This window comes from Moorena sp. SIO3H5 (assembly GCF_010692395.1).
Taxonomy (GTDB): Bacteria; Cyanobacteriota; Cyanobacteriia; order Cyanobacteriales; family Coleofasciculaceae; genus Moorena.
Map to the genome: position 1 here is coordinate 1 of NZ_JAAHHS010000097.1, position 21631 is coordinate 21631.

The 21631-nt window shown below is 42.5% G+C and carries 16 protein-coding genes and 1 pseudogene; 12 read left to right on the forward strand and 5 right to left on the reverse strand.

Annotation, left to right across the window (positions count from 1 at the left end; all coding sequences use genetic code 11):
- Positions 1–66: 66 nt before the first annotated feature.
- The 3 genes from F6K52_RS13345 to F6K52_RS13355 all read right to left on the reverse strand — a co-directional run bounded on the left by F6K52_RS13345 (position 67) and on the right by F6K52_RS13355 (position 2851).
- On the reverse strand, positions 67–1347 hold the full coding sequence (locus tag F6K52_RS13345) for an aspartate aminotransferase family protein (RefSeq protein ID WP_293078213.1): 1281 nt from the start codon (positions 1345–1347) through the stop codon (positions 67–69).
- 73 nt (positions 1348–1420) lie between these two features.
- A complete protein-coding gene (locus F6K52_RS13350) occupies positions 1421–2068 on the reverse strand; it encodes a response regulator transcription factor (RefSeq protein ID WP_070393620.1) in 648 nt (215 codons plus the stop codon).
- Between the two features lie 249 nt (positions 2069–2317).
- Positions 2318–2851: a ferredoxin gene (locus tag F6K52_RS13355; RefSeq protein WP_293078215.1), complete on the reverse strand. Its 534-nt coding sequence runs from the start codon at positions 2849–2851 to the stop codon at positions 2318–2320.
- A 370-nt stretch (positions 2852–3221) separates the two neighbouring features.
- Between F6K52_RS13355 and groES the strand changes: the two genes are divergently transcribed.
- The 4 genes from groES (at position 3222) to F6K52_RS13375 (ending at position 7735) form a co-directional block, all read left to right on the forward strand.
- Positions 3222–3533 carry a co-chaperone GroES gene (groES, locus tag F6K52_RS13360; RefSeq protein ID WP_293078217.1) on the forward strand — a complete coding sequence of 104 codons (312 nt, stop codon included), beginning with the start codon at positions 3222–3224 and terminating at the stop codon, positions 3531–3533.
- A 102-nt stretch (positions 3534–3635) separates the two neighbouring features.
- Positions 3636–5267 carry a chaperonin GroEL gene (groL, locus tag F6K52_RS13365; RefSeq protein ID WP_293078219.1) on the forward strand — a complete coding sequence of 544 codons (1632 nt, stop codon included), beginning with the start codon at positions 3636–3638 and terminating at the stop codon, positions 5265–5267.
- A 252-nt stretch (positions 5268–5519) separates the two neighbouring features.
- Entirely contained in the window at positions 5520–6491 is a 972-nt protein-coding gene (locus F6K52_RS13370) for a DnaJ domain-containing protein (protein ID WP_293078221.1), read from the forward strand.
- On the forward strand, positions 6491–7735 hold the full coding sequence (locus F6K52_RS13375; protein ID WP_293078223.1) for an ATP phosphoribosyltransferase regulatory subunit: 1245 nt from the start codon (positions 6491–6493) through the stop codon (positions 7733–7735). Before F6K52_RS13370 ends, F6K52_RS13375 begins: the two co-directional genes overlap by 1 nt.
- A 35-nt stretch (positions 7736–7770) precedes the next feature.
- On the opposite strand, the gene pdhA is transcribed toward F6K52_RS13375, so the two are convergent.
- Positions 7771–8799 (reverse strand): pyruvate dehydrogenase (acetyl-transferring) E1 component subunit alpha, encoded by a 1029-nt coding sequence (gene pdhA, locus F6K52_RS13380; RefSeq protein ID WP_293078225.1) that lies wholly within the window; start codon positions 8797–8799, stop codon positions 7771–7773.
- Positions 8800–9206: 407 nt separating this feature from the next.
- Between pdhA and F6K52_RS13385 the strand changes: the two genes are divergently transcribed.
- From F6K52_RS13385 to F6K52_RS13415, 7 genes are all read left to right on the forward strand, one after another.
- Positions 9207–11594, forward strand: coding sequence for an IMS domain-containing protein (locus tag F6K52_RS13385; protein ID WP_293078227.1), 2388 nt, complete (start codon positions 9207–9209; stop codon positions 11592–11594).
- An 860-nt stretch (positions 11595–12454) separates the two neighbouring features.
- A complete protein-coding gene (locus F6K52_RS13390) occupies positions 12455–13636 on the forward strand; it encodes a DUF4912 domain-containing protein (protein WP_293078230.1) in 1182 nt (393 codons plus the stop codon).
- 226 nt (positions 13637–13862) lie between these two features.
- On the forward strand, positions 13863–14741 hold the full coding sequence (gene aroE, locus F6K52_RS13395; RefSeq protein WP_293078232.1) for a shikimate dehydrogenase: 879 nt from the start codon (positions 13863–13865) through the stop codon (positions 14739–14741).
- A gap of 4 nt (positions 14742–14745) precedes the next feature.
- Entirely contained in the window at positions 14746–16587 is a 1842-nt protein-coding gene (locus F6K52_RS13400) for a TIM barrel protein (protein ID WP_293078234.1), read from the forward strand.
- A gap of 88 nt (positions 16588–16675) precedes the next feature.
- Positions 16676–17911, forward strand: a complete 1236-nt coding sequence (locus F6K52_RS13405) for a methionine adenosyltransferase (protein ID WP_293078236.1) — start codon at positions 16676–16678, stop codon at positions 17909–17911.
- On the forward strand, positions 17911–18960 hold the full coding sequence (locus F6K52_RS13410) for a hypothetical protein (protein WP_293078238.1): 1050 nt from the start codon (positions 17911–17913) through the stop codon (positions 18958–18960). Before F6K52_RS13405 ends, F6K52_RS13410 begins: the two co-directional genes overlap by 1 nt.
- Before the next feature lie 82 nt (positions 18961–19042).
- A complete protein-coding gene (locus F6K52_RS13415) occupies positions 19043–19801 on the forward strand; it encodes a coenzyme F420-0:L-glutamate ligase (protein WP_293078240.1) in 759 nt (252 codons plus the stop codon).
- A gap of 31 nt (positions 19802–19832) precedes the next feature.
- On the opposite strand, the pseudogene F6K52_RS13420 reads toward F6K52_RS13415, so the two are convergent.
- A pseudogene (locus F6K52_RS13420) lies at positions 19833–20619 on the reverse strand (IS5 family transposase).
- Positions 20620–21023: 404 nt separating this feature from the next.
- Between F6K52_RS13420 and F6K52_RS13425 the strand changes: the two are divergent.
- The coding region (locus F6K52_RS13425; protein WP_293078242.1) for a glycosyltransferase at positions 21024–21631 on the forward strand (608 nt) is incomplete at its 3' end.

Below are 21631 nucleotides of genomic sequence, written 5' to 3' on the forward strand. Positions count from 1 at the left end.
TGTCAAGTTAATGTCAAGATTATCGAGATTGTTGATAGTTTACCGTTAACCGTTGATCGTTAACGGTTAAGCTAAAGCTTCTAAAGCTTGCTCTACAATAAGAGCCGCTTGATCAACTTCCTCGGCTGAAACAATTAGGGGTGGAACAAAGCGAACGACCTTTGGTCCTGCTGGTACCAACAACAAACCCCGTTCCATCACAGCTTTAACTACATCGATTGAAGTTAGATCAATATTTGATTTCAGTTCAAGCCCATTAATTAAACCCCAGCCTCGCACTTCTTCAATCACTTCGGGATATTTATCGGCGATCGCTGAGAGTCTGGTGCGCAGCTGCTGACCCCGCACCTGAACATTTTGCAAAATATTCTCCTGTTCCAAGGTTTTTCCCACAGATAGGGCCACTGCACAGACAAAGGGATTACCACCAAAGGTGCTAGCGTGCTCTCCTGGTTGGAAGATATCACAGAATTTCTTAGACATCATTGCTCCAATGGGAATGCCACCAGCCAATCCCTTAGCACTGGTGAAGATATCTGGCTCTATTCCCAGATTCTGATAGCCCCAGTATTTACCAGTGCGACCCATACCCACCTGAACTTCATCTAGAATCAGTAGGATGCCAGTTTCATTACAGATCTTTCTAACTTGCTGGAAGTAGTCTAGGTCTCCTGGGCGAACACCCCCTTCTCCCTGCAATGGTTCGAGCATCACTGCTGCTACCCGCCGATTTCCCTCATCAATATCTGCGATCGCATTTTCCAATGCCTGAATATCGTTGTAGGGTACGTACTCGAAGCCAGGTACCAAGGGGTCAAAGTTTTTCTGGTACTTAGGCTGGCCAGTAGCTGTGATTGTTGCCAAGGTTCGCCCATGGAAACTAGAGTTAGCCGTCAAAATCACTGGCTGTTCAATATCGAGCACAGTGTGGCCATATTTCCGTGCCAGTTTTATAGCAGCTTCATTAGCCTCCGCTCCAGAGTTACAGAAAAATACTCGTTCTGCACAAGAATGGTCAATGAGCCACTTCGCTAATGCCCCTTGCTCTGGAATGTAGTAGAGATTGGAAACATGGTTTAGCTTTTGGATTTGCTTAATTACCGTTTCTACCACAATTGGGTGAGCATGACCTAAGGTACAGGTAGCAATCCCTGCCACAAAGTCAAGATAGTATCGCCCCGAAGTATCCCAGACATGGCAACCGGCACCCCGCTCTAAGGCAATAGGAAAGCGTCCATAGGTTTTCATGACCCTAGCATCGAATTCAGTTAGGTCATAAGGTGCCCTCCCAGCCGGAGCTGACTCTGCCGGTGGCGAGGGATTGTTAACGATAGTTTCTGGGCTCACGAGCTTAGTCCTTGTGTGATTAGTGAACGGTCAAGGTTGGCTTTCTAGGATTTACCAATCAGCGTATGGAGCGTTATGCCATACTATTTTCAATTGCCCAACGAGCTAATTCAGTACGGTTATGGAGACCAGTTTTCCCTAGCATGTTCGATACATGACTTTCTATGGTACGCTGAGAAACATTCAGTTTCTCAGCTATTTCCCGATTTGCCATACCTCTTGCCACAAACTGGACAACCTTTAGCTCCGTAGGAGTCAACTCAACATCGTAAGGAACCTTAATTTTGGGTGTGCTGTCTGGACCAGAACCTGAATGAAGGATTAGACGAGAAGCTTGCTTGAGGGAGGATTCCACCTGTGCTACCAGTTCTTCTGGCTCAAAAGGCTTCACCATATAAACATCTGCACCCTTATTTAGTCCCTTTACTCGATCTTGGCTTTGACCCTTGGCTGAGAGAAATAGTATGGGAATCCAGCTGGTGCGAGAATCATCTCTGACCTTTTCTACCAGGGTATAGCCGTCCATCTCTGGCATCATTACGTCACAGATAATCATATCAGGAATATCCTGCTCTAAAATGTCCAGAGCTTCTTTTCCATGTTCAGCAGTAATCACTTGGTATCCCCGAAACTCGAGGTAGTCCTTGACTAGTAATATCAGGTTGGGGTCATCATCAATCAGCAGCAGTTTTTTTTGCTCTCTTACAGCATTGTCCTTCATAACTGTAACGTTTGTTATAATTTGCTTGCTTAATTTTCGTAAATAGTGGTAGTACCTCTTGCCTTTTCTAATGCTTGGAAGTTACCAAGCTGCTATAACTCTCCAACCAATAATCCTACCTCACCATAATTAGGGTTGGTAGGGTTCATACGGAACTTAAACTTTGCCCCCGGAACCCTAGACTGCCCAAGTCAGTAGATTTTAGAACCCGTTGTGTCGCAAAGGTGGGGTTCATGACCACGCTAGATGTTAACCTGGTTGGGGTTGCGGACGATCTGCTTCCATTGCCTGGTAGTCTGAAGCAGATGCTTGAAGAGTTTCTGGCAAAGGATGAACTAAAAAAGCATAGTCCTCTAAAACTTGGTTGCCAATAATATGCTCTTGAATAATCCGTTCAATCACCTCAGGGGTAGCACTGTGATACCAAACACCGTCTGGGTAAACTACCATGACAGGTCCAGAGGTACAGACTCGCAGACAATTAGCCTTGGTACGAAAAATGTAACTTGCTTGAACATCCTTGGGCTGGTCTAGTTTTAGTTCTTTAAGGCGTTTTTTGAGATATTCCCAGGATTCAAGGCTAATTTCTTTTGAGCAGCATTTGGGTTTAGTTTGATCAGCACACAGGAAAATGTGACGCTGAATTTGATTAAGTCCTAAGCTCTTTATGTTAGCAGCTAGGGGACTTTGCTCTGATACGGCGATTGTCGAAGTGTCAGAAATTTCCGAATTATCAGAATTAGATGCTTGGGTAGCTGAGGGCTCAGTTTTGTCTGCTGGCATGAGTTTTAGGGCTTTTGTGTGAGGATGAGTGGAAAGGGCGAGAGTAAGAATATATTTGTTATATCTATTTGCTTGTTTTAGTTATCAGTGATCAGCAGTCCATTGGTTGCAGTTATGTTTTTTTCAGCAATTCCTGGGACTAAGGTCAAGCCTTCAATGAAACAGGTACAAGCTACAGCATACTCATACGCATACACAGAGAATAACTCAAAGCTATATCATCCGTGCATTCGCCATCTGTTAACCTGCTATGAGTTCGGGAACCCGTACAGAGGTATTTATTGCCATCTCCTGCTGATTTTGAGTAAATTAGCACTCAGGAGCTGAGAGTGCTAAATCGGCTCAGATGAAGTAGAGAGGAAAAACTGATATGGCAGCTGTAACTCTGAGTGTTTCCACCGTTAAGCCCTTAGGAGATCGAGTTTTTGTTAAGGTAAGCGCCGCTGAAGAAAAAACTGCTGGCGGTATTCTACTACCCGATAATGCTAAGGAAAAGCCTCAAGTTGGGGAAATTGTAGCCACCGGACCTGGCAAGCGCAACGATGATGGTTCTCACGCTGCTCCCGAAGTCAAAGTAGGGGACAAGGTACTTTACTCGAAGTACGCTGGTACCGATATTAAGCTAGGCAACGAAGAGTACGTTTTGTTGTCAGAGAAAGACATCTTGGCAGTCGTCAGCTAACACCTTGAAAGGAAACAAGTTGAACCCTTAAATCTTCAACCCTTTTACCTTCAAGCTTTTACCTTCAACCTTAATAACCCTTAGGAACTGAATTCAAAACCTATGGCTAAGCGCATTATTTACAACGAAAATGCTCGTCGCGCCCTAGAAAAGGGAATGGACACTCTGACTGAAGCTGTAGCTGTCACCCTTGGACCAAAAGGTCGCAACGTAGTGTTAGAGAAGAAGTTTGGTGCTCCTCAAATTGTTAATGATGGTGTCACCATTGCTAAAGAGATTGAACTGGAAGACCACATTGAAAACACTGGTGTTTCTCTGATTCGGCAAGCAGCTTCAAAAACCAATGATGCTGCTGGTGATGGCACTACAACCGCTACCGTACTAGCTCATGCTGTGGTCAAAGAAGGTTTGCGCAACGTGGCTGCGGGTGCTAACCCGATCGCCCTGAAGCGGGGTATCGATAAAGCTACTGCGTTTCTGGTGGACAAGATTGCTGAACATGCTCGTTCAGTAGAAGACTCTAAAGCCGTTGCCCAAGTTGGTTCTATCTCTGCGGGTAACGATGAGACCGTTGGTCAGATGATTGCTGACGCAATGGACAAAGTGGGCAAAGAGGGTGTGATTTCCCTTGAAGAAGGGAAGTCTATGACCACTGAACTAGAAATTACCGAAGGGATGCGGTTTGACAAAGGCTATATCTCTCCCTACTTTGCTACTGACACTGAGCGGATGGAAGCAGTTCTAGAAGAACCTCACCTCCTGCTCACTGACAAGAAAATTACCCTGGTACAAGACCTGGTGCCAGTACTTGAGCAAGTGGCTCGTTCTGGCAAGCCGTTACTGATTATTGCTGAGGACATTGAGAAAGAAGCCCTCGCAACCTTGGTGGTCAACCGCCTAAGGGGTGTTTTGAATGTGGCAGCTGTCAAGGCTCCTGGCTTTGGCGATCGCCGTAAGGCTATGCTGGAGGACATTGCTACTTTAACTGGCGCACAAGTAATCACTGAAGATGCAGGTCTGAAGCTTGATAACGCCAAGATAGAAATGCTGGGTAAATCCCGTCGTGTGACCATAACTAAGGACAACACTACTATCGTTGCTGAAGGTAACGAAAATGCAGTGAAGGGTCGTTGTGACCAAATTCGCCGTCAGATGGACGAAACTGATTCTTCCTACGACAAAGAAAAACTGCAAGAGCGGTTAGCTAAGCTGGCTGGTGGTGTCGCAGTGATTAAAGTGGGTGCTGCGACAGAAACGGAAATGAAAGACCGCAAGCTGCGTTTGGAAGATGCCATCAACGCTACCAAGGCAGCTGTGGAAGAAGGTATTGTCCCTGGTGGTGGCACAACTTTAGCTCACCTGACTCCTAACCTAGAAACTTGGGCAAACGAGAACCTAAAGGCTGAAGAACTTACCGGTGCTATGATTGTTTCTCGTGCCTTGTCTGCACCTCTGAAGCGAATTGCCCAGAACGCTGGTCAAAATGGTGCGGTGATCGCTGAGCGAGTTAAAGAAAAAGAATTCAACGTTGGCTACAATGCTTCCAATGGTGAGTTTGTAGATATGTTTGAAGCTGGTATCGTTGACCCAGCTAAGGTAACTCGTTCTGCTCTCCAAAATGCCGCTTCCATCGCAGGTATGGTGTTGACCACTGAGTGTATTGTGGTAGACAAGCCTGAGCCTAAGGACAATGCTCCTGCTGGTGCTGGTATGGGTGGAGATTTTGATTACTAAAGCTTACGGAATTAATTAAAGTACTCTAATTGCACTATAGGTGCGCTCTTACCATTAAGAATTAAATTCGCACTGCTTTGCGCGCGCCTTTCGGCAAAGCCGACGCGGTGCGCGTTATGGTCGCACCATTAGGTAGTTACAGCTGCTTCGTTGAAGAAGCAGCTGCTTTTTATTACCCAAACAAACTAAGATTCTCTAATCTAAGAGATACTAGAAACGAGCCTTGCAGCAGTTGAGATGGAACAGTTGCCTATGTCTTTGAAAATTGAATACGGACTCTTCAAGCTTGATTTCACTGACTACCACGCAGTTTTAGGAATTCCAGTTGATGCGGATGTTAAGGCAGTCCGTCAACGCTACCTTCAAATTGCTAGACGTTTGCATCCCGACAGTTGCAAAGCCAGTACCGAAGTGGAAAAAAAACAAGCAAATCTGCTGTTAACACGGCTGGTTAATCCCGCTTATGAACAGCTCTCTAGAGGTCATCGTGACTATGCTGCTAGTCTAAGCCACTTGAGTAAGCGGTTAGGGGCTCAAGGAGATAAAATTTCCCTAGCTAGCGTAACGGCTAAGCAATTATTACAAGCAGGGGCAAATTTAGATAATCTTTACAGAAGCTCCGTTGACCAACTAGCATCACAGCAATACCAAGCCCTTGACAAAGCCTTGGCAAAAATTGCCGAAATCAGTGAACTTAACCTAGTTTATCTGATGTGTAAAAGTAGTAAGGGCGAAACGGTAAAAACTCCTGTTTCAACCCCTGTGAAAACTCAAGCAACTGGTGTTACCCAGCCAAATAGTCAGACTAGTACCGCTGGTAAATCACAGGGAGGGTCGGTTGGGCCTAAGGGAGTATCACGAGTGGATAGCTATATCCGACGTGCTGAAGGATATTTGGTCAAGAACAATTTTGCTGCGGCAGTTCTGGAGTTGCGAGAAGCTCTCAAGTTGGACCAAAACAATAGCGACTGCCATAGTTTATTGGGAATTGCTTATTTGAAGCAAAATAAGGGGACAATGGCTAAAGTACACATTAATAAGGCGTTGCAATTGAATCCTCAGAACGAAAGAGCATTGAAGGCGAAACAGGTTATCAATGAATTCACCCCGAAAAGTGGCGGTAACCAGTCAAAGGTGTCGCCTGAAGCAGCTAAAGTGAAACCGTCGAATAAATCTAATGGTGGTGGGTTATTTGGTGGTTTATTTGGTGGAAAGAAAAAGTAATGATTCATCAACCACCCCCAGGGGCAAGGGATTTACTCCCCCTAGAAGTTACCCAAAAACGCTGGATTGCTAACCACTTACAGCAAGTATTTCACCGCTGGAGTTACCACCGGATTATCACATCAACCCTAGAATGGTTGGATACTCTGATGGCAGGAGGAGCTGTCGAACGTTCCACGGTTATTCAGTTGCACGATGCTGAGGAAGGAACGCTGGGGCTGCGTCCAGAATTAACGGCATCCATAGCCAGAGCAATGGTTAGTCGTATTGCTGGCAGTAATAGTGAAGCCTCCCTATCCTTACCCCAGCGACTCTATTACAATGCCAATGTATTTCGCAGACCAACTATAGGTCACCATGGACGTCAATTAGAGTTTTACCAGTCGGGGGTAGAATTATTGGGAGTTGGCGGGCTGTTGGCAGATGGGGAAATTCTGCTGTTGCTAGCTGATTGTCTTAATCATTTAGGGTTACAACAATGGCACCTGATTTTGGGGGAAGCTCGGCTAACGCGATCGCTTTTGTCTCCCTTCCCCAAACCTATGCAAGAAAAGGTTCGTCAAGCCATTGCCTATCTTGACCGGGTTAGCCTAGAAACGTTACCCCTATCCCCAGAATTGCGAGAGCGGGCATTGTTTATGTTTGACCTGAGGGGAGACCCTGCTGATGTTTTGCAAAAGGTTGCTAGCTTAGATTTAGACTCATCAGAACACGAGATTGTGACCAATCTCAAATCCCTGGTGGAACTTTTAAAGAGTAGTTCCCCTAACCCCTTACCGATCGTTCTCGACCTGACATTAGTACAAACCTTTGACTATTACACTGGTATTGTCTTTGAAGTAGTCAGTAGTAGCGAGGGCTCTAGCCGAGTTTTAGGTCAGGGAGGGCGGTACGATCAATTGCTGAGTTTATATCATCCTCAAGGAGAAAACTACCCTGGAATTGGTTTTTGCCTCAACCTAGAAGACCTTCATTATGTCTTACTGTCCAGTAATCAACTACCCAGCCAAACACCAGCTAGTGATTGGTTAGTGGTGCCAGAATTGCCCGAAGCTGAGGCAATCGCTTTTACCTATGCCCAAAAACTTAGAGATTCTGAGCATTTGGTCAGGGTAGAAATGGATTTAGGGGGACGCTCACCAGCACAAATTAGAGAATACGCCCTGGGTCACGGTATCACCTACATTGCCTGGGTACCAGCCGATGGTACTCCTAGGATTGAGACCGTAACTGAGAAAGTGTGAAGTATTTCATAGTTCACACTTTCTACTTCAGTTAGCTAATCTTCAGCAAAAACATAGCGATATAGTTCGCTAGGATCAGGTTCAGGACTGGATTGGGCAAACTCAACTGCATCATTAATCAATTCCTGGATTTTGCTCTCAATGGCTTTGAGTTCTTCGGGAGTAGCTAGATTATTTTCTGTCAGGTAACTTGCCATCTTTTTAATGGGATCGCGAGTTAACCAGAATTCCTTCTCTTCTTTGGAGCGCAGTTCATCAGGATCAGCCAGAGAGTGACCTCGGAAGCGGTAGGTCAGGGCTTCAATCAGGGTTGGGCCTTCTCCTGCACGAGCCCGAGCGATCGCTTCTTGGGCAACAGTTCTGACAGCCATTACATCCATGCCATCGACTTCTACTCCAGCCATGCCGAATACACTGGCTTTTTTATAAATTTCTGGCTGGGATGTTGCCCGTTCATGAGCCATCCCAATTGCCCACTTGTTGTTTTCCACGACATAGATAACGGGCAGTTTCCAAAGGGCTGCCATATTCAAACATTCAAAGAACTGACCATTATTGCAAGCTCCATCACCGAAAAAGCAAGCGGTGACTTGATCAGCACTCTCATCCCCCAAGGCTTCGCGACGGTATTTACTTTGAAAAGCACTACCCGTGGCAACGGGAATCCCCTCAGCTACAAAAGCATAGCCTCCCAGGAGATTATGTTCCTGTGAGAACATATGCATTGAACCACCGCGTCCCTTGCTGCAGCCTGTTGCTTTGCCAAATAACTCTGCCATCACTTCCCGTGCTGGCACTCCTGCACTTAAGGCATGGACGTGGTCACGATAGGTGCTACTAACAAAGTCTTCACCATTACGCAACGCTTTGATGACTCCTGTTGAGACTGCCTCTTGACCGTTGTAGAGGTGGACAAAACCAAACATTTTGCCCCGATAGTACATTTCAGCACATTTGTCCTCAAACAAGCGCCCGAGCATCATATCCTCGTAAATGAGTAATCCTTCTGCGCTGGTAATGGGTTTGTAATCCTCTACTTTAGGTAAAGTTCTTTCCTGAGCCATTAATTTGTCCTATACTTGTCCCAACACTATACTGGCATTTAGCCAAACTACTTGTTTAGCCAATTTCAGCAAAGCTATTATAAAGTTTCACTCAAGCCTACAGGATTTATCCTCCAGAATTTATCTTCTAGGTCAAGCCTAGAGGGGATAGTTAGGTCAAGTTGAATTGACTTAAAATCGCACTACTGCTTTAATGTTTAGTTTAATTTAAAGTTAATTAAAGTTAATTGAAGAAGATGATCCACCCTAGTTGCTAGAATTAATAGTGTTTAGGGACTCGACAAAACCGGTTAGCTGTTATATTGTGTCTTTTAAAGTGACAGATAAATAGCTATAGCCAGTTTAGGGAGTATGATATGGGCTATCATCAACTCATTCAGTTGCTCGAAAAGCTGGGGAAGTGAACCGTGCGCATTCCGCTCGATTACTACCGCATATTAGGATTGCCGATTCAGGCTACAGCCCAACAGCTCAGCCAAGCCTATCGTGATCGTACCTTACAACTACCGCGCCGAGAATATTCGGAAGCAGCAATAGCCTCTCGTAAAACTCTCCTTGAAAAAGCCTACGGGGTTTTGAGTGACCCCGACACAAGAGAGGATTACGATGCTGGCTTGATTGCCAAAGCTTATCAACTCCAAGAGCAACACCCATCAGTGGCGGGTGCTCCTGGTACTAATCAAACAGTAACAGGTGAAACCGTCGAAGCTCACACTCCCACCATTGAAATTGATAACGACCAATTACTCGGAAGCTTACTGATTCTTCAAGAACTTGGCGAATACGAACTGATTATAAAACTGGCGCAACCGTTACTGGAAAAAGGTAACAGCGTTGGATTAAGTCAGGGTAAATTGGGGGATACCCAACTTGTTCGACCCGACGTAGTTTTGACCTTAGCGATTGCCTGCTTAGAGCTAGGTCGAGAGGAATGGCAGCAAGGGGAGTATGAAAACGCAGCTATGTCCCTAGAAACTGGACAACAATTACTCCTACAAGAAGGGTTATTTCCGAGTGTTCGAGGGGAAATCCAGGCAGACCTCTATAAACTTCGCCCTTATCGGATTTTAGAATTATTAGCCCTGCCAGAAGAAAAAGCCATTGAGCGTCGCAAAGGCTTGCGGTTGCTGCAAGAAATGTTACAGGAGCGCCGAGGGATTGATGGCACAGGTAATGACCAATCTGGTTTAGGGATTGATGACTTTCTTCGCTTTATCCAACAGTTACGAGGCTATCTTACTTCCAACCAACAGCAAACCTTATTTGAAGCTGAAGCACGACGTCCTTCAGCTGTTGCTACATACCTAGCTGTTTACGCCTTACTAGCAAGGGGATTTGCCCACAGAGAACCGGCTTTGATTGCTCGTGCCAAGAAAATGCTGATGCGTTTGGGTAAGCGGCAGGATGTTCACTTAGAACAAGGGGTGTGTGCTCTGCTTCTGGGCCAAACGGAAGAAGCCAGTCGTGCCTTGGAACTGAGCCAGGAATACGAACCTCTAGCTTTCATTCGGGAACATTCTCAAAATTCCCCAGACTTATTGCCAGGATTATGCCTGTACGGAGAGCGTTGGCTACAAGAATCTGTATTTCCCCACTTCCGGGATTTGGCGAATCAAAAAGTCTCTTTGAAGGAATACTTTGCTGATGATCAAGTACAAGCCTATCTAGAAAATTTACCCGATTCATCTGAGGAAACTACCAATCAGTGGACCGTTGTACCTTCCCAAACAACCACCTATGCAACAGTAGGCTCTTCTAAAAGCATCCTGGGGCAAGATCGACTAAGCAATGGCCAAGGCTCACAGACAACGCCAGAACCAGTAACGGTGGGATCAAGGTGGCCAAGTGGGGCGTTGGCAAACGGTGTTAGTCAAAACGGGGTCAATAGCGATCGCTTAAGCAATAATGGGGTATCAACTTTGCCTACAGGTCAAGGGATATCCCACTCATCAAATGGCTCAGTATCACAAACCTCTCAGGACTTAGAGTCAAACACAACAGGCTTGCGGAGTAATGGACGGCGTCGTAGGCGTAATTCCTTAGGTAGCTTTCTGGGTGGGGGCAAGTCAGGCAAAACCCTGGATAGTCAAAATTCAAGCACCTCAGGTGGGTGGTCTAGAGGCGCTTCTTTGGTCAAAGACTCCTCAAGTCAGCGGAGCAGTCTGAATCATTCATCCCCTGATCGTCTTGAACATTCACCAGAGCGATTCAAACCAGGGACTAAACTAAGACGTCTGATTTTCCTGAGTATTTTAGGTTTGCTAGGACTGGGCATCCTGCTGGTTTTGCTCAATAAAGCTCTTAAAAGTTTTTCAAAACCACCCTTAGAGGGAGAACAACTTTTTGTGCAGCTTGACCAACCTCCAGTCCCGATTCCTCCGAGCGGCAGTGGGCTCATTGCTCCGAGTGGTCCTCTAAATCAAGAAACGGCTCAGCAAGTCATCGAAACCTGGCTAAACACTAAGAAAGTTGCCTTTGGACCAAAACATGACGTAGGGCAACTTAATAAAATCTTAGCTGAGCCAGCTCTGTCTGTCTGGCTCAAAAGTGCTAGAGCGGCTAAAACCAATAATTCTTACCGGATCTACAAGCACAGCGTCAAAATTAACTCAGTTGAGACTAACACATCGAATCCTAATCAAGCTGTGATCGATGCTGCGGTCAAGGAGCAAGCAAAGGTATATCAAGATGGTATGCATAGTCCGGCAGCTTCGAGTAATGACAACTTAAGAGTCAAGTATGAGTTAGTACGCCAAGGGGGTCAGTGGTTAATTAAAGGTTGGATGGTAAGATAGCTAAAAACATATCTGACCAGTAAATTCCTGTCGAAAAGAAAAGGGAAAACTAATGATTATTCCTGTCGATGATTGATGATGCGATTAGCTTTGGCTTGCCACGTTTCGCTCACCGCTGAGGAAAGTATTCATATAGTGTTCATTATCATCAACCCTGAGAGATAAATGATTAATAAGGAATTTCAATGATAACTAGATCAGAGTTTTATCCTTCTTAGCTACAGATCATTTATGGTGCCTAAGTTGATAATATTGATGACTGAAGTCCTAAGTTTTGAGGAGTAATGTCACAGTTTCATGACATTTTGAGTCCCACTTTTCTGACAAATGCGTGAATTTACCGAAAATCGGCTGATTTCACCCTTGATCTGACCAAAAAATTTCTTGTTATATATAGTTGATCAGAGGATTCCATAAAAATGTGGCTTTGTTAGTATTTAACCAAATTATCGATGGCTGACTTTACCAGATTTTAGGTATAAAAAATAACTGAAGTTTCGAATAAGCAGTAGACGGGTAATTTCCCTCAAGGCGCGCGCCTCCTAGGCCGCGAGCAATCCCTCGCGGCCTAGGGTCGCGCCTTTAAAATCTGGGAATCAAGAAGGATACAAACTTTAGTCAGATCTGAGTAATGGTAATTTTCATAGCAACCAAAACTTTTTTTAATTAGGTGTGCTTGACCCTTAGGTGCTCTCTTAGCATTAACAATTAAATTCTCCACGGGTAGCACCTTGAAGAATTAAATTCGTTCTTTGTGCGCGCTTCCTAGGCCGCGAGCAATCCCTCGCGGCCACGGGTCACACCTCAAGATTGACATCAGTAATCTATCAGGCAACCTAACAACGTATAGAAAATAAATCATGGCAAAAGAAGGAACTCCCCTAGAAGAAATGACTTTACGACAATTACGTAGAGTTGCAAGTGAATATAGTATATCTCGATACAGCAGAATGCGTAAAGCACGCTTATTGGCGGAAATTAAAGCAATAGAATATCACAAAAGGTCTACCACTCCATCGCCGATAATTGAGGCAGAAGCAAAGGAAGAATCAAGCCAGTTTGAATTAGCTCAAGAAGAGCCGAGTAGTGATACTCTAGTTTCTGTTGATGAGGGATTAGCAGAGCTACCAGAAGGTTATGGTGAAAGCCGGATTGTCCTAATGCCTCGTGATCCACATTGGTCTTATGCTTATTGGGATATTCCGAATGAACATAAAAAAGAACTGCGCTCTCAGGGAGGTCAACAACTCGCTCTAAGGCTCTATGATGTTACTGCAATCAAACTCGATGATCAAAGTCCCCATAGTATCCAAGAATATCCCTGTGATGAGCTAGTGCGAGAATGGTATCTACCCATACCAGTTAGCGATCGCGACTATGTAGTTGAAATTGGTTATCGCTGTGAAGATGGTCAATGGCTAGTTCTTGCCCGTTCAGCACCTATCCATGCCCCCCCAGCCTATCCCTCTAAATGGATGGAAGACCAATTCATCACGGTCAACTGGAATGATAATTTACAGGGTAAGACTGTCCTAAAACTTGTGCCACCTAGCCAAAAAGCTAATGGGAGTAGCTCGGAAATGCCTAATCCTCCTATCTATGGCGAAATCTTTGGCATAACTCAATCTGGGGAATCTCAGGCAGTAGCTGGTTCTCTTTATAGTTCTATGCAGCAAGTTCCAAGGTCAGCAATAACTTCCAATGCTTTCCCTTCGGGTATTGGTAAGTTGGTTTCTCCAAACATGTCGGGAGCTGGTTTAAGTGCTTCTGCTCCCCCCGCTCGTTCTCCCGAATTGTCCTTAGTGGCAAATGAAGAGCTAATCATTCACGGTACCATCGATCCTGATGCTTCCGTTACTATTGATGGACGTCCAGTAAAGATTAACCCAGACGGGACCTTCCGCTTGCAGATGTCTTTCCAGGATGTCCTAATTGACTACCCAATCATGGTAGTGTCCGGGCATGCTAAGGAAACTCGCTCAATCCATATGAAGTTCATCCGCGAGACGCCATCATCTCATACTGATATGGTGTTCAATTGAACAAAATTATTGAGTGCAGTCCCCACCCATAATTTTCACTGATATTTTATAAGTTGGGTGGGGTAAGCCAAATCAGCTTTTACATCGCGAAGCGTCAGCTTCTATGGTATATTCCCATGGGGATGGCAAAGACTATTGGGCTGCTACTGTTATCTGGCTTAATTGATGACACGCCCTAGTATGAATTTTAAGATTTGTTTAATTCAAAATGTGAGACATTAATACTATGATATTTACAGCATTACTTGGAAATCCTGTAGAACATAGCATTTCTAATTATCTATTTGCTGAATATGCTAGGATAACGGGAATAGAGTACGCACATCTTAAGCTACGAGTCCCTACAGAAGACGAACTGCCCATATACATGAACAGTTTACGACAGATTAAATGTTCTGGTTTAAATATAACTTTGCCTTATAAGCTTTCAGTTATTAAATACTTAGACGAACAAGACAAAAGATCGCAAGCAATCGGTGCTGTTAATACTGTTACAATGAGCGGGAATAAATTGGTTGGCTACAATACTGATGGGATTGGAGCTTATCAAGCTATAGAGAAAAATCTTCGTCCTATTAACAACAAAGATCAAATTATTGTTTTAGGCTCTGGTGGTGCTGCCAGAGCAATTATCTATGAAATTTATCAACATACCGATCACATCACAATTTTAGGAATAGATCAAGACAAATTGAAAAAACTAGCAGATGATTTTTTTGACCTTCACAAAGAAAGATTGAAAGTTGGTTTGCTTAATGACGATCGCTTGTTTGAATGCTTGTTAACCACAGACTTTATCATTAATGCTACTTCAATAGGAATGTATCCTAAGAGCGATGAATCGCTTATATCTAATGAATTAATACTTCAACTTGAGCGAGAAAGAAATCTACAAAATCTTTTTGCATTTGATGCCGTTTTTAATCCCCATAATACTAAAATGCTCAAAACATTGAAACAAAGAGGAGCAAACATCTGTTCTGGTTTATGGATGATGATATATCAAGCTGTCGAAGCCTTTCGCTTATGGACAGGTCAAGATATCTCGAATGCTCCATTTGAAGATATTAATTCTCAACTTATTGAAGTGTTAAAGAAGTATTAACCCGATGAAAAATAATCAAACAATAGCTTTTATTTCAGATGAATTTAGTGCCAATCTAGATGAGGCAATTAAATGTGCAAAATCACATCAATTAAGTCTAATTGAATTACGTAGTATCAATAAAATTAATTTATTAAATCTCTCTTTAAAAGAAATTAGAGAAATCGCGAAAAAAATTCATGATAGCGGTCTAATTGTAGCTAGTTTTGCTTCCCCCCTTTTGAAGTGGAACCCCGACGGTAGTTCAAAGCATACTGCCAAAGTAAATACACATGGATATCAACAAAAAGATGGGGAAAACTATGATTTATTGGAAAAAGCATTTGTTATAGCAGAAATTTTGCAGACAAAATATATTCGTATTTTTTCATATCTCAAGTATGCAGGATTTAGATATTCAGACCTTGATGGTGACTTGGCAAAACTTATTCAGCTTGCAGAAAAGTACAATAAAATTCTTTTATTAGAAAACGAACCAGCTTGTAACATTGACACCTTGTCTTCACAATTTGAACTCATTTCCGCTTGGGATCATCCTAGACTACGTGTTTTACTTGATATCGGTAATATTTACCAGATGGGTGAACAGTTACTCTATGCTGATTTGGATCGGTTAGCTCCCTACATTAGCTATGCTCACATAAAAGACTTTGATATTACTAAATCCACCTATGTGACAGTAGGAGAAGGTTCAATTAATTATAAAAGACATCTCACAACTTTAAAGGATGCTCTGCAAGATAGAAAGATAGTTTTTTCTTTAGAAACCCATGTTAAGTCAAATAGTCAAGAAGCTACCAATTCATCAATTAAATATCTCAAAAAAGTCTTAACAACAAATAGAAGAGTGCGCTATGGAATTGTTGGTTGTGGTAATATTGCTAAACGTCATGCTCGCTCTATTGTCAAAGATTTAAATTCAGAACTAGTAGGAGTTTTTGATATAGAAGTTTCTAAGACAAAGAAATTTCAAGGAGAGTGGGACACAGTTGCCTATGCAGACCAGTATTCCCTGAGCAAAGACGTAGATGTACTTTGTATTTGTACACCACATGATATTCGTGCTAATATTATAGCTGTCGGTTTAACAGAAAACTGCTTCGTTCTCTGTGAAAAACCTTTATATATTAAACAAAGTGATTTTGATTCCATTGTCAATCTCCCTAATCACCAAGAGAAAGTAACCTGTGTTTTTCAAAATAGATTTAATGAAGCGGTACAAGAATTATATGAACAATTTATTCCTGATGGTTGGCAGGATATTAAATATATAAGCGGTCGGGTTTGCTGGCCTAGGGACGAACAATACTACTCAGCTAATTCTTGGAAAGGGAAAATAGCATCAGAAGGAGGAATACTTTACAATCAAGGAATTCACATGCTCGATATTATTTTGTCCCTTTTTCCCCATGACACATCAATCAGCGTATTGAGTGCCATAAAGCGGAAAATATTTCATAAAGATATAGAGACTGAAGATAGTATTGTTTGTCAGTTGCTAGTTAATCAAGCCTTAGTATCTTTAGAAATTACCACTGCCAATATACCTGTGAAACCTGAGACATATTTACTAGTTGCTTCTCCTAAGAAGTCAGTTAAATTGGGTGGATATGCCTTGAATAAAGTTGAAGAAAAAGTCGGAAATAGAGAAGCAAGTGAGGAGCTGAAAAATACTCCTAAATTCGCTTTAAACAGTGGAAATTGCTGTGGCCACGAAAGTGTTATATATTACATGAGTCAATATGTGGAGACGGGGAACAAAAATATTCTTTTAGGAGATTTTTCTAGTGCTGTTAGAGTCAACAAACTGATTGAGGAAATCTATCAAAAATCTAAAGACTGTTGAATAATCTAGCTTTACTATTGTCTGTTGTCTTTGACAATTAATTACTGGTTCACATCTCAAATGAAAACGATATATACGAGGTTTAATCATGAACATCCAAATTGAAACAGATTCTACTTTCTTGGTAGAGCAAGATATTGAAGTTGTTGAAAGAAAAGGTATTGGACATCCAGATACCGTTGCTGACGGGATTGCGGAAACAATATCGGTAGAATACTCAAAGTACTGCCTGGAAAAATACGGTGTGGTACTTCATCATAATGTTGATAAGGTGTGCGTTTTAGGCGGACTTGCACGAATTGATTGGGGATCGACTGAGATTATGGAGCCTATAAGAGTCTTTCTGAACGGTCGTATAAGTGAGTCTTTTGGTGGGGATAAAATACCTGTTAATGATATCTGTGTTAGTGGTGCAAGAAAATTCTTGGCTAAAGCATTGCCAAATTTAGATTTAGACAAAGATGTGAAATTTATTCATGAACACACTACTTACTCAAAGAACCCCAAATGGTTTAACCCTGAATCCATTGCAGATCTACCAGAATACAAAAAACTTTGTGCCAATGACACATCTGCTGTTGCCTCTAGCTCACCATTGACCTTAACTGAAAAGCTAGTGCTGCAAATAGAGGGATTTTTTTATGATTCCGAGCAAAAACCAATATATAAGGAGTGTGGTCAAGATATTAAAGTTATGGCTATACGGCGTAAGCATTTTATAGACATTCGAGTATGTTTCCCAGTAATACTAAAATACTGTACGAATATTCATGAGTATTGGGAAATTACAGATAAAGTCTATAGTCAACTATCTCAGTTTATTAGGAATAAATTGCCTTCGGAATATAGCTTCAATCTTGAGCTAAATAAAACTCGAGATTTATCTATAAAAGAGGCGAAAGATCTTTATGCTCTTGTTGGTGGTTCAGCCCTTGATTATGGAGAAGAAGGGCTAGTCGGTCGTGGGAATAATAGAATTGGAATTATTCCTATGTTCAGGGTTTTTTCCATGGAGGCAGCTTATGGCAAAAATCCTGTCTATCACGTTGGTAAAGTACTCGGTATTGTGGCAGATGAAGTATCTCAATTAGTTAATAAGAAAATTGCTCAAACTGTTGAAGTTCTTCTAGTTGCAAAAAATGGTGATGATTTACTCGACCCAAGTCAAGTTGTAATAAGAACAAGTGGAAAACCGAATCCAGCAGAAATCAAGGATATTATCAAAGAAGTTTTTACTAGAAATGACTGGACACAGAAAATAATAAATGAAGAGATTTTAATACCTAAAACTGGAAATCTTATGTACCAAGATAAAATAAAGTAGTGATGTGCATTGTTTATGATGAGGAGAAATATCAATATCAGTTATCTATAAGACAAGGTGGTATCATAACCCATGTCTATATTTCTGCGTCTTTTTGTCTTCGCGACTCCGATCTCGTAGAACTAAAAAATACGATTGATCTCCAAGGAATCAACGTCTTATATGATCCAGATAGATCTGATATTTACAACCAAGAGCACTCACAAATAGTTCTCATTGCAGATCGTCGAGAACCTAGTCTTACTCAAATAGAACCTCAAACCTTTTTGCTCAAGGGAAATCTGGGTCAAAAGACTTTTGTGAAGAATTTACACCACATAATGTATACAATCTCAGAAGGTTCCCGCCAAATATTGAAGTCAGAATGCACTATACATGCGGCGGCAGTTTCCCTTCCTCGTTCTGATAGGGCAATCTTAATTTTAGGAGATAAGGGTAGTGGTAAAACAATAACAACTTATGCTTTATGTAGTTATCACGATGCAGAATTGATTGGTAATGATTTGGTCATTATAGGTAGTGATCAACAAGAAAAACAATATCTCCATGGTGGTACTACCAACTTTACCTTTAGAAAATATGTAATGGGTAAATTTTTCCCAGATCTATTGCTTGAAAAAAACAATGCTTCAGCATCTATTTCGACAGGAATTGACTATGAAAGTAAAATAATGCTTAATCCAAATCAACTTAACATCCCAGTATGCGTTGACAAGAAATATATAGCCTTAGTTATCAGGGTTAATGTTCATGCTCTAGCGGCTGCTAATTCTGTTAGCAAGATATTTGATAAACCAACAGAAGCATTGCGTCTCCATGAAAATTTTGCCAGATACATAAGAGGCCAAACGACTCCTCTGGTGCTGGAAAAAGATGGCACGATCTCTGGACATTTTCCCTCTTTCGATTCTATAGAGATGCAAGCCATGAGAAATAAAATGGTGAACTCGTTACTTAGAAGTAATTTTTTTTATATCACCGCACAATCTCCCCAAAAAGCTACTGATTTAATCATGAAAACATACAACGAGAATCTGGGAATGTCTTGATATGATATACATTTGGGAACCAGTTTGTGGATATTATAAATATCATTGAAGACAAGTTTATTATTTAACAAAGGAGCTGAAAATGACAATGGAGTCTGTCGATAACTATCAACTATTTGGAATATCTGATATCCCAGATATTGAGCCAGGAACCGATCTCGCCGAGGTTATTGTTAGTGCTTTCGAGAAGTATGGCGGTCTTAAGAATCAAGATGTAATAGTGGTTGCTTCTAAAATTGTCTCGAAAGCAGAGAATATGTATTGTTCCACTAGTGGTGTTTCTGCTTCAAGTGAAGCCATTGAACTTGCTCGTATTACAGGTAAACCTGAAAAAGTCTGTCAGATTGTAATTGATGAGTCTCAAAGCTATCGAACCAATGGCAAAGCTTTAATTGCTGTTCAAAAGCAAGGCTTTGAGCTATCTTCAGCAGGAGTTGATAGACTTAGTGATGAACTTGTTATTTTACTGCCTAGAGATCCTGATAAATCAGCAGAGCGAATCTCACTCGGAATTCTTGAACAGGCGGGTGTGCAAGTTGCTGTTGTCATCTCTGATAGTCACGGACGGGCCGATAGAGCTGGGGCTGGGGCTGTTGCACTTGGTATTTATGGAATTTCGCCACTACGCATTACTAGTACAACTCAGGCTAATGGCAAGGTAAAGTATGCTGAGGAAACTCTCTGCGATCTTTTAGCCGCAGGAGCATCAGTTATTTTGGGACAGAGGGGTAGAGGGATACCAGTAGTATGTGTAAGAGGTTTATCTTTTCAATTCGATCCAACTGCATCCGTTAAGAGTATTCTGCATTATGCACCCAAAGATTCTAATGTATCTCAGTAATGTTCGGGTAGTTAGGCTCTAGGGCGTGTCATCAATTAAGCCAAATTACAGCAGCAGCCAGATAAATTGCTCCTAGGAAGTTCTGAGCTCGCTTATCGTAGCGCGTCGCGATCGCGAAGCGTGACATGCATGTCAATCGCTCGATATTGCTTAAGTCGGGCAAAAAAATTCTCAATCAGATGTCGTGCTTTGTACAAATGTTTATCATACTCACGAGCAATAGTACGATTGCGCTTGGGTGGAATCACAGCTACTTTACCCTGTTGTTTGAGTCGCTCAATCACCCGTTCATCAGCATCATATGCCTTGTCAGCCAGCAGTGTATCCGCAGCCAAATCCAAGAGTCGTACATCAGCTCCGTCGAGGTCACATGCTTGTCCTGGGGTAAGCGTGAAAACCGAGGGGATTACCTAAGGCATCCACCAGGGCATTAATCTTGGTACTCAATCCACCTTTACTACGACCGATGGCTTCAGTTGACCCATCCCCTTTTTAGCCCCAGCACTGTGCTGGTGAGCACGCACAATCGTCGAGTCAATCATAGCGTATTCGTTGTCTGGATCGTCGGCTAAAGCCTCAAACACCTGTTGCCACACCCCGCGCCTTGCCCATCGGCTAAAACGGGTATGAACTACTCGAAAATCACCAAATCTTTCCGGTAAATCCCGCCACGGAATCCCAGCTCGATAGCGGTACAATACTGCCTCGAGAAACAATCGATTATCTTTAGCCGTTACTCCTACCGTCTCTTTTCGACCTGGTAGTAAGTCTTTGATGCGTTCCCACTGGTCATCACGCAAAGCATAGCGGCGCGTCATGATAGCACGGCTCCTGATTGACTCAACTCTCTACATTTATCGATTCTAAACTAGATTGATTTCTATTTGATGACACGCCCTAAATTAATTATTGTAGATAGATGTTCCTAGTTCTAAGACTTGCAGTAGGTGTGGTCAGATTAAAGAGTCTCTGTCTTGAGCTGAAAGAGTGTTCAATTGCGAAAACTGCAATTTTAGCTGCGGTCAAGACTTGAATGCAGCATTAAATTTAGCTATGGTGGGCAGTGAGAGCTACGCTCCGCTGACGCCAACGCCCGTGACAGCTAGAGGATCTAGATAACGCCGACGTTGCCAGATAGAAACAGGAATAGAACAGATTATTAGCAAGAAAATCACAGATTTATATAGATAATCATAGGTTTTTAAGAACGGAGGAAGTAACAGTGGATTCTTGTAAACTTAGCGTCATCGTTGCCAACTACGAACAACCAATCACTCTGAATTGGTTTCTGGCGTCTCTTGAATGTCAAGATTATGAAGATTCTTGGGAGGTATTGGTATGCGATGATGGTTCCAGTAAAGACATCCTCTCTATAGTCAAAAAATTTGTTTCTAGAGGATTGAATATACGATATATTTGGCAACCAGATCGAGGATTTCGTTTAACCCACTCCTGGAATAATGGTATTCGTCTTGCCAAAGGTGATATTTTAGTGATCTTGGACGGAGATATGGTTGTCAAACCAGATTTTCTCTCTCAGCACGCTAAGGCTCATAGCGGACATCCTCAGATAATGTGTGGTTCGCGCGCATGGGTAAAAATAGAGGAACCTAGCTCTGTTGAAGAAGATGTCAATATTAAGAGCTTAATAGCAGAGTTTGAGAGAGAAAAACTGTTAGTAGATCGCGACAATCAACGTATTTGGTCAAAATCATCTCTTCCTTGGATGGCTTGCTTTTCTTGTAACATAAGCCTACCGAGAACTCCTGAAGCTTATTTTGACGAGCAAATTCAAGGTTGGGGAACAGATGATTGGGAACTTGCTTGCCA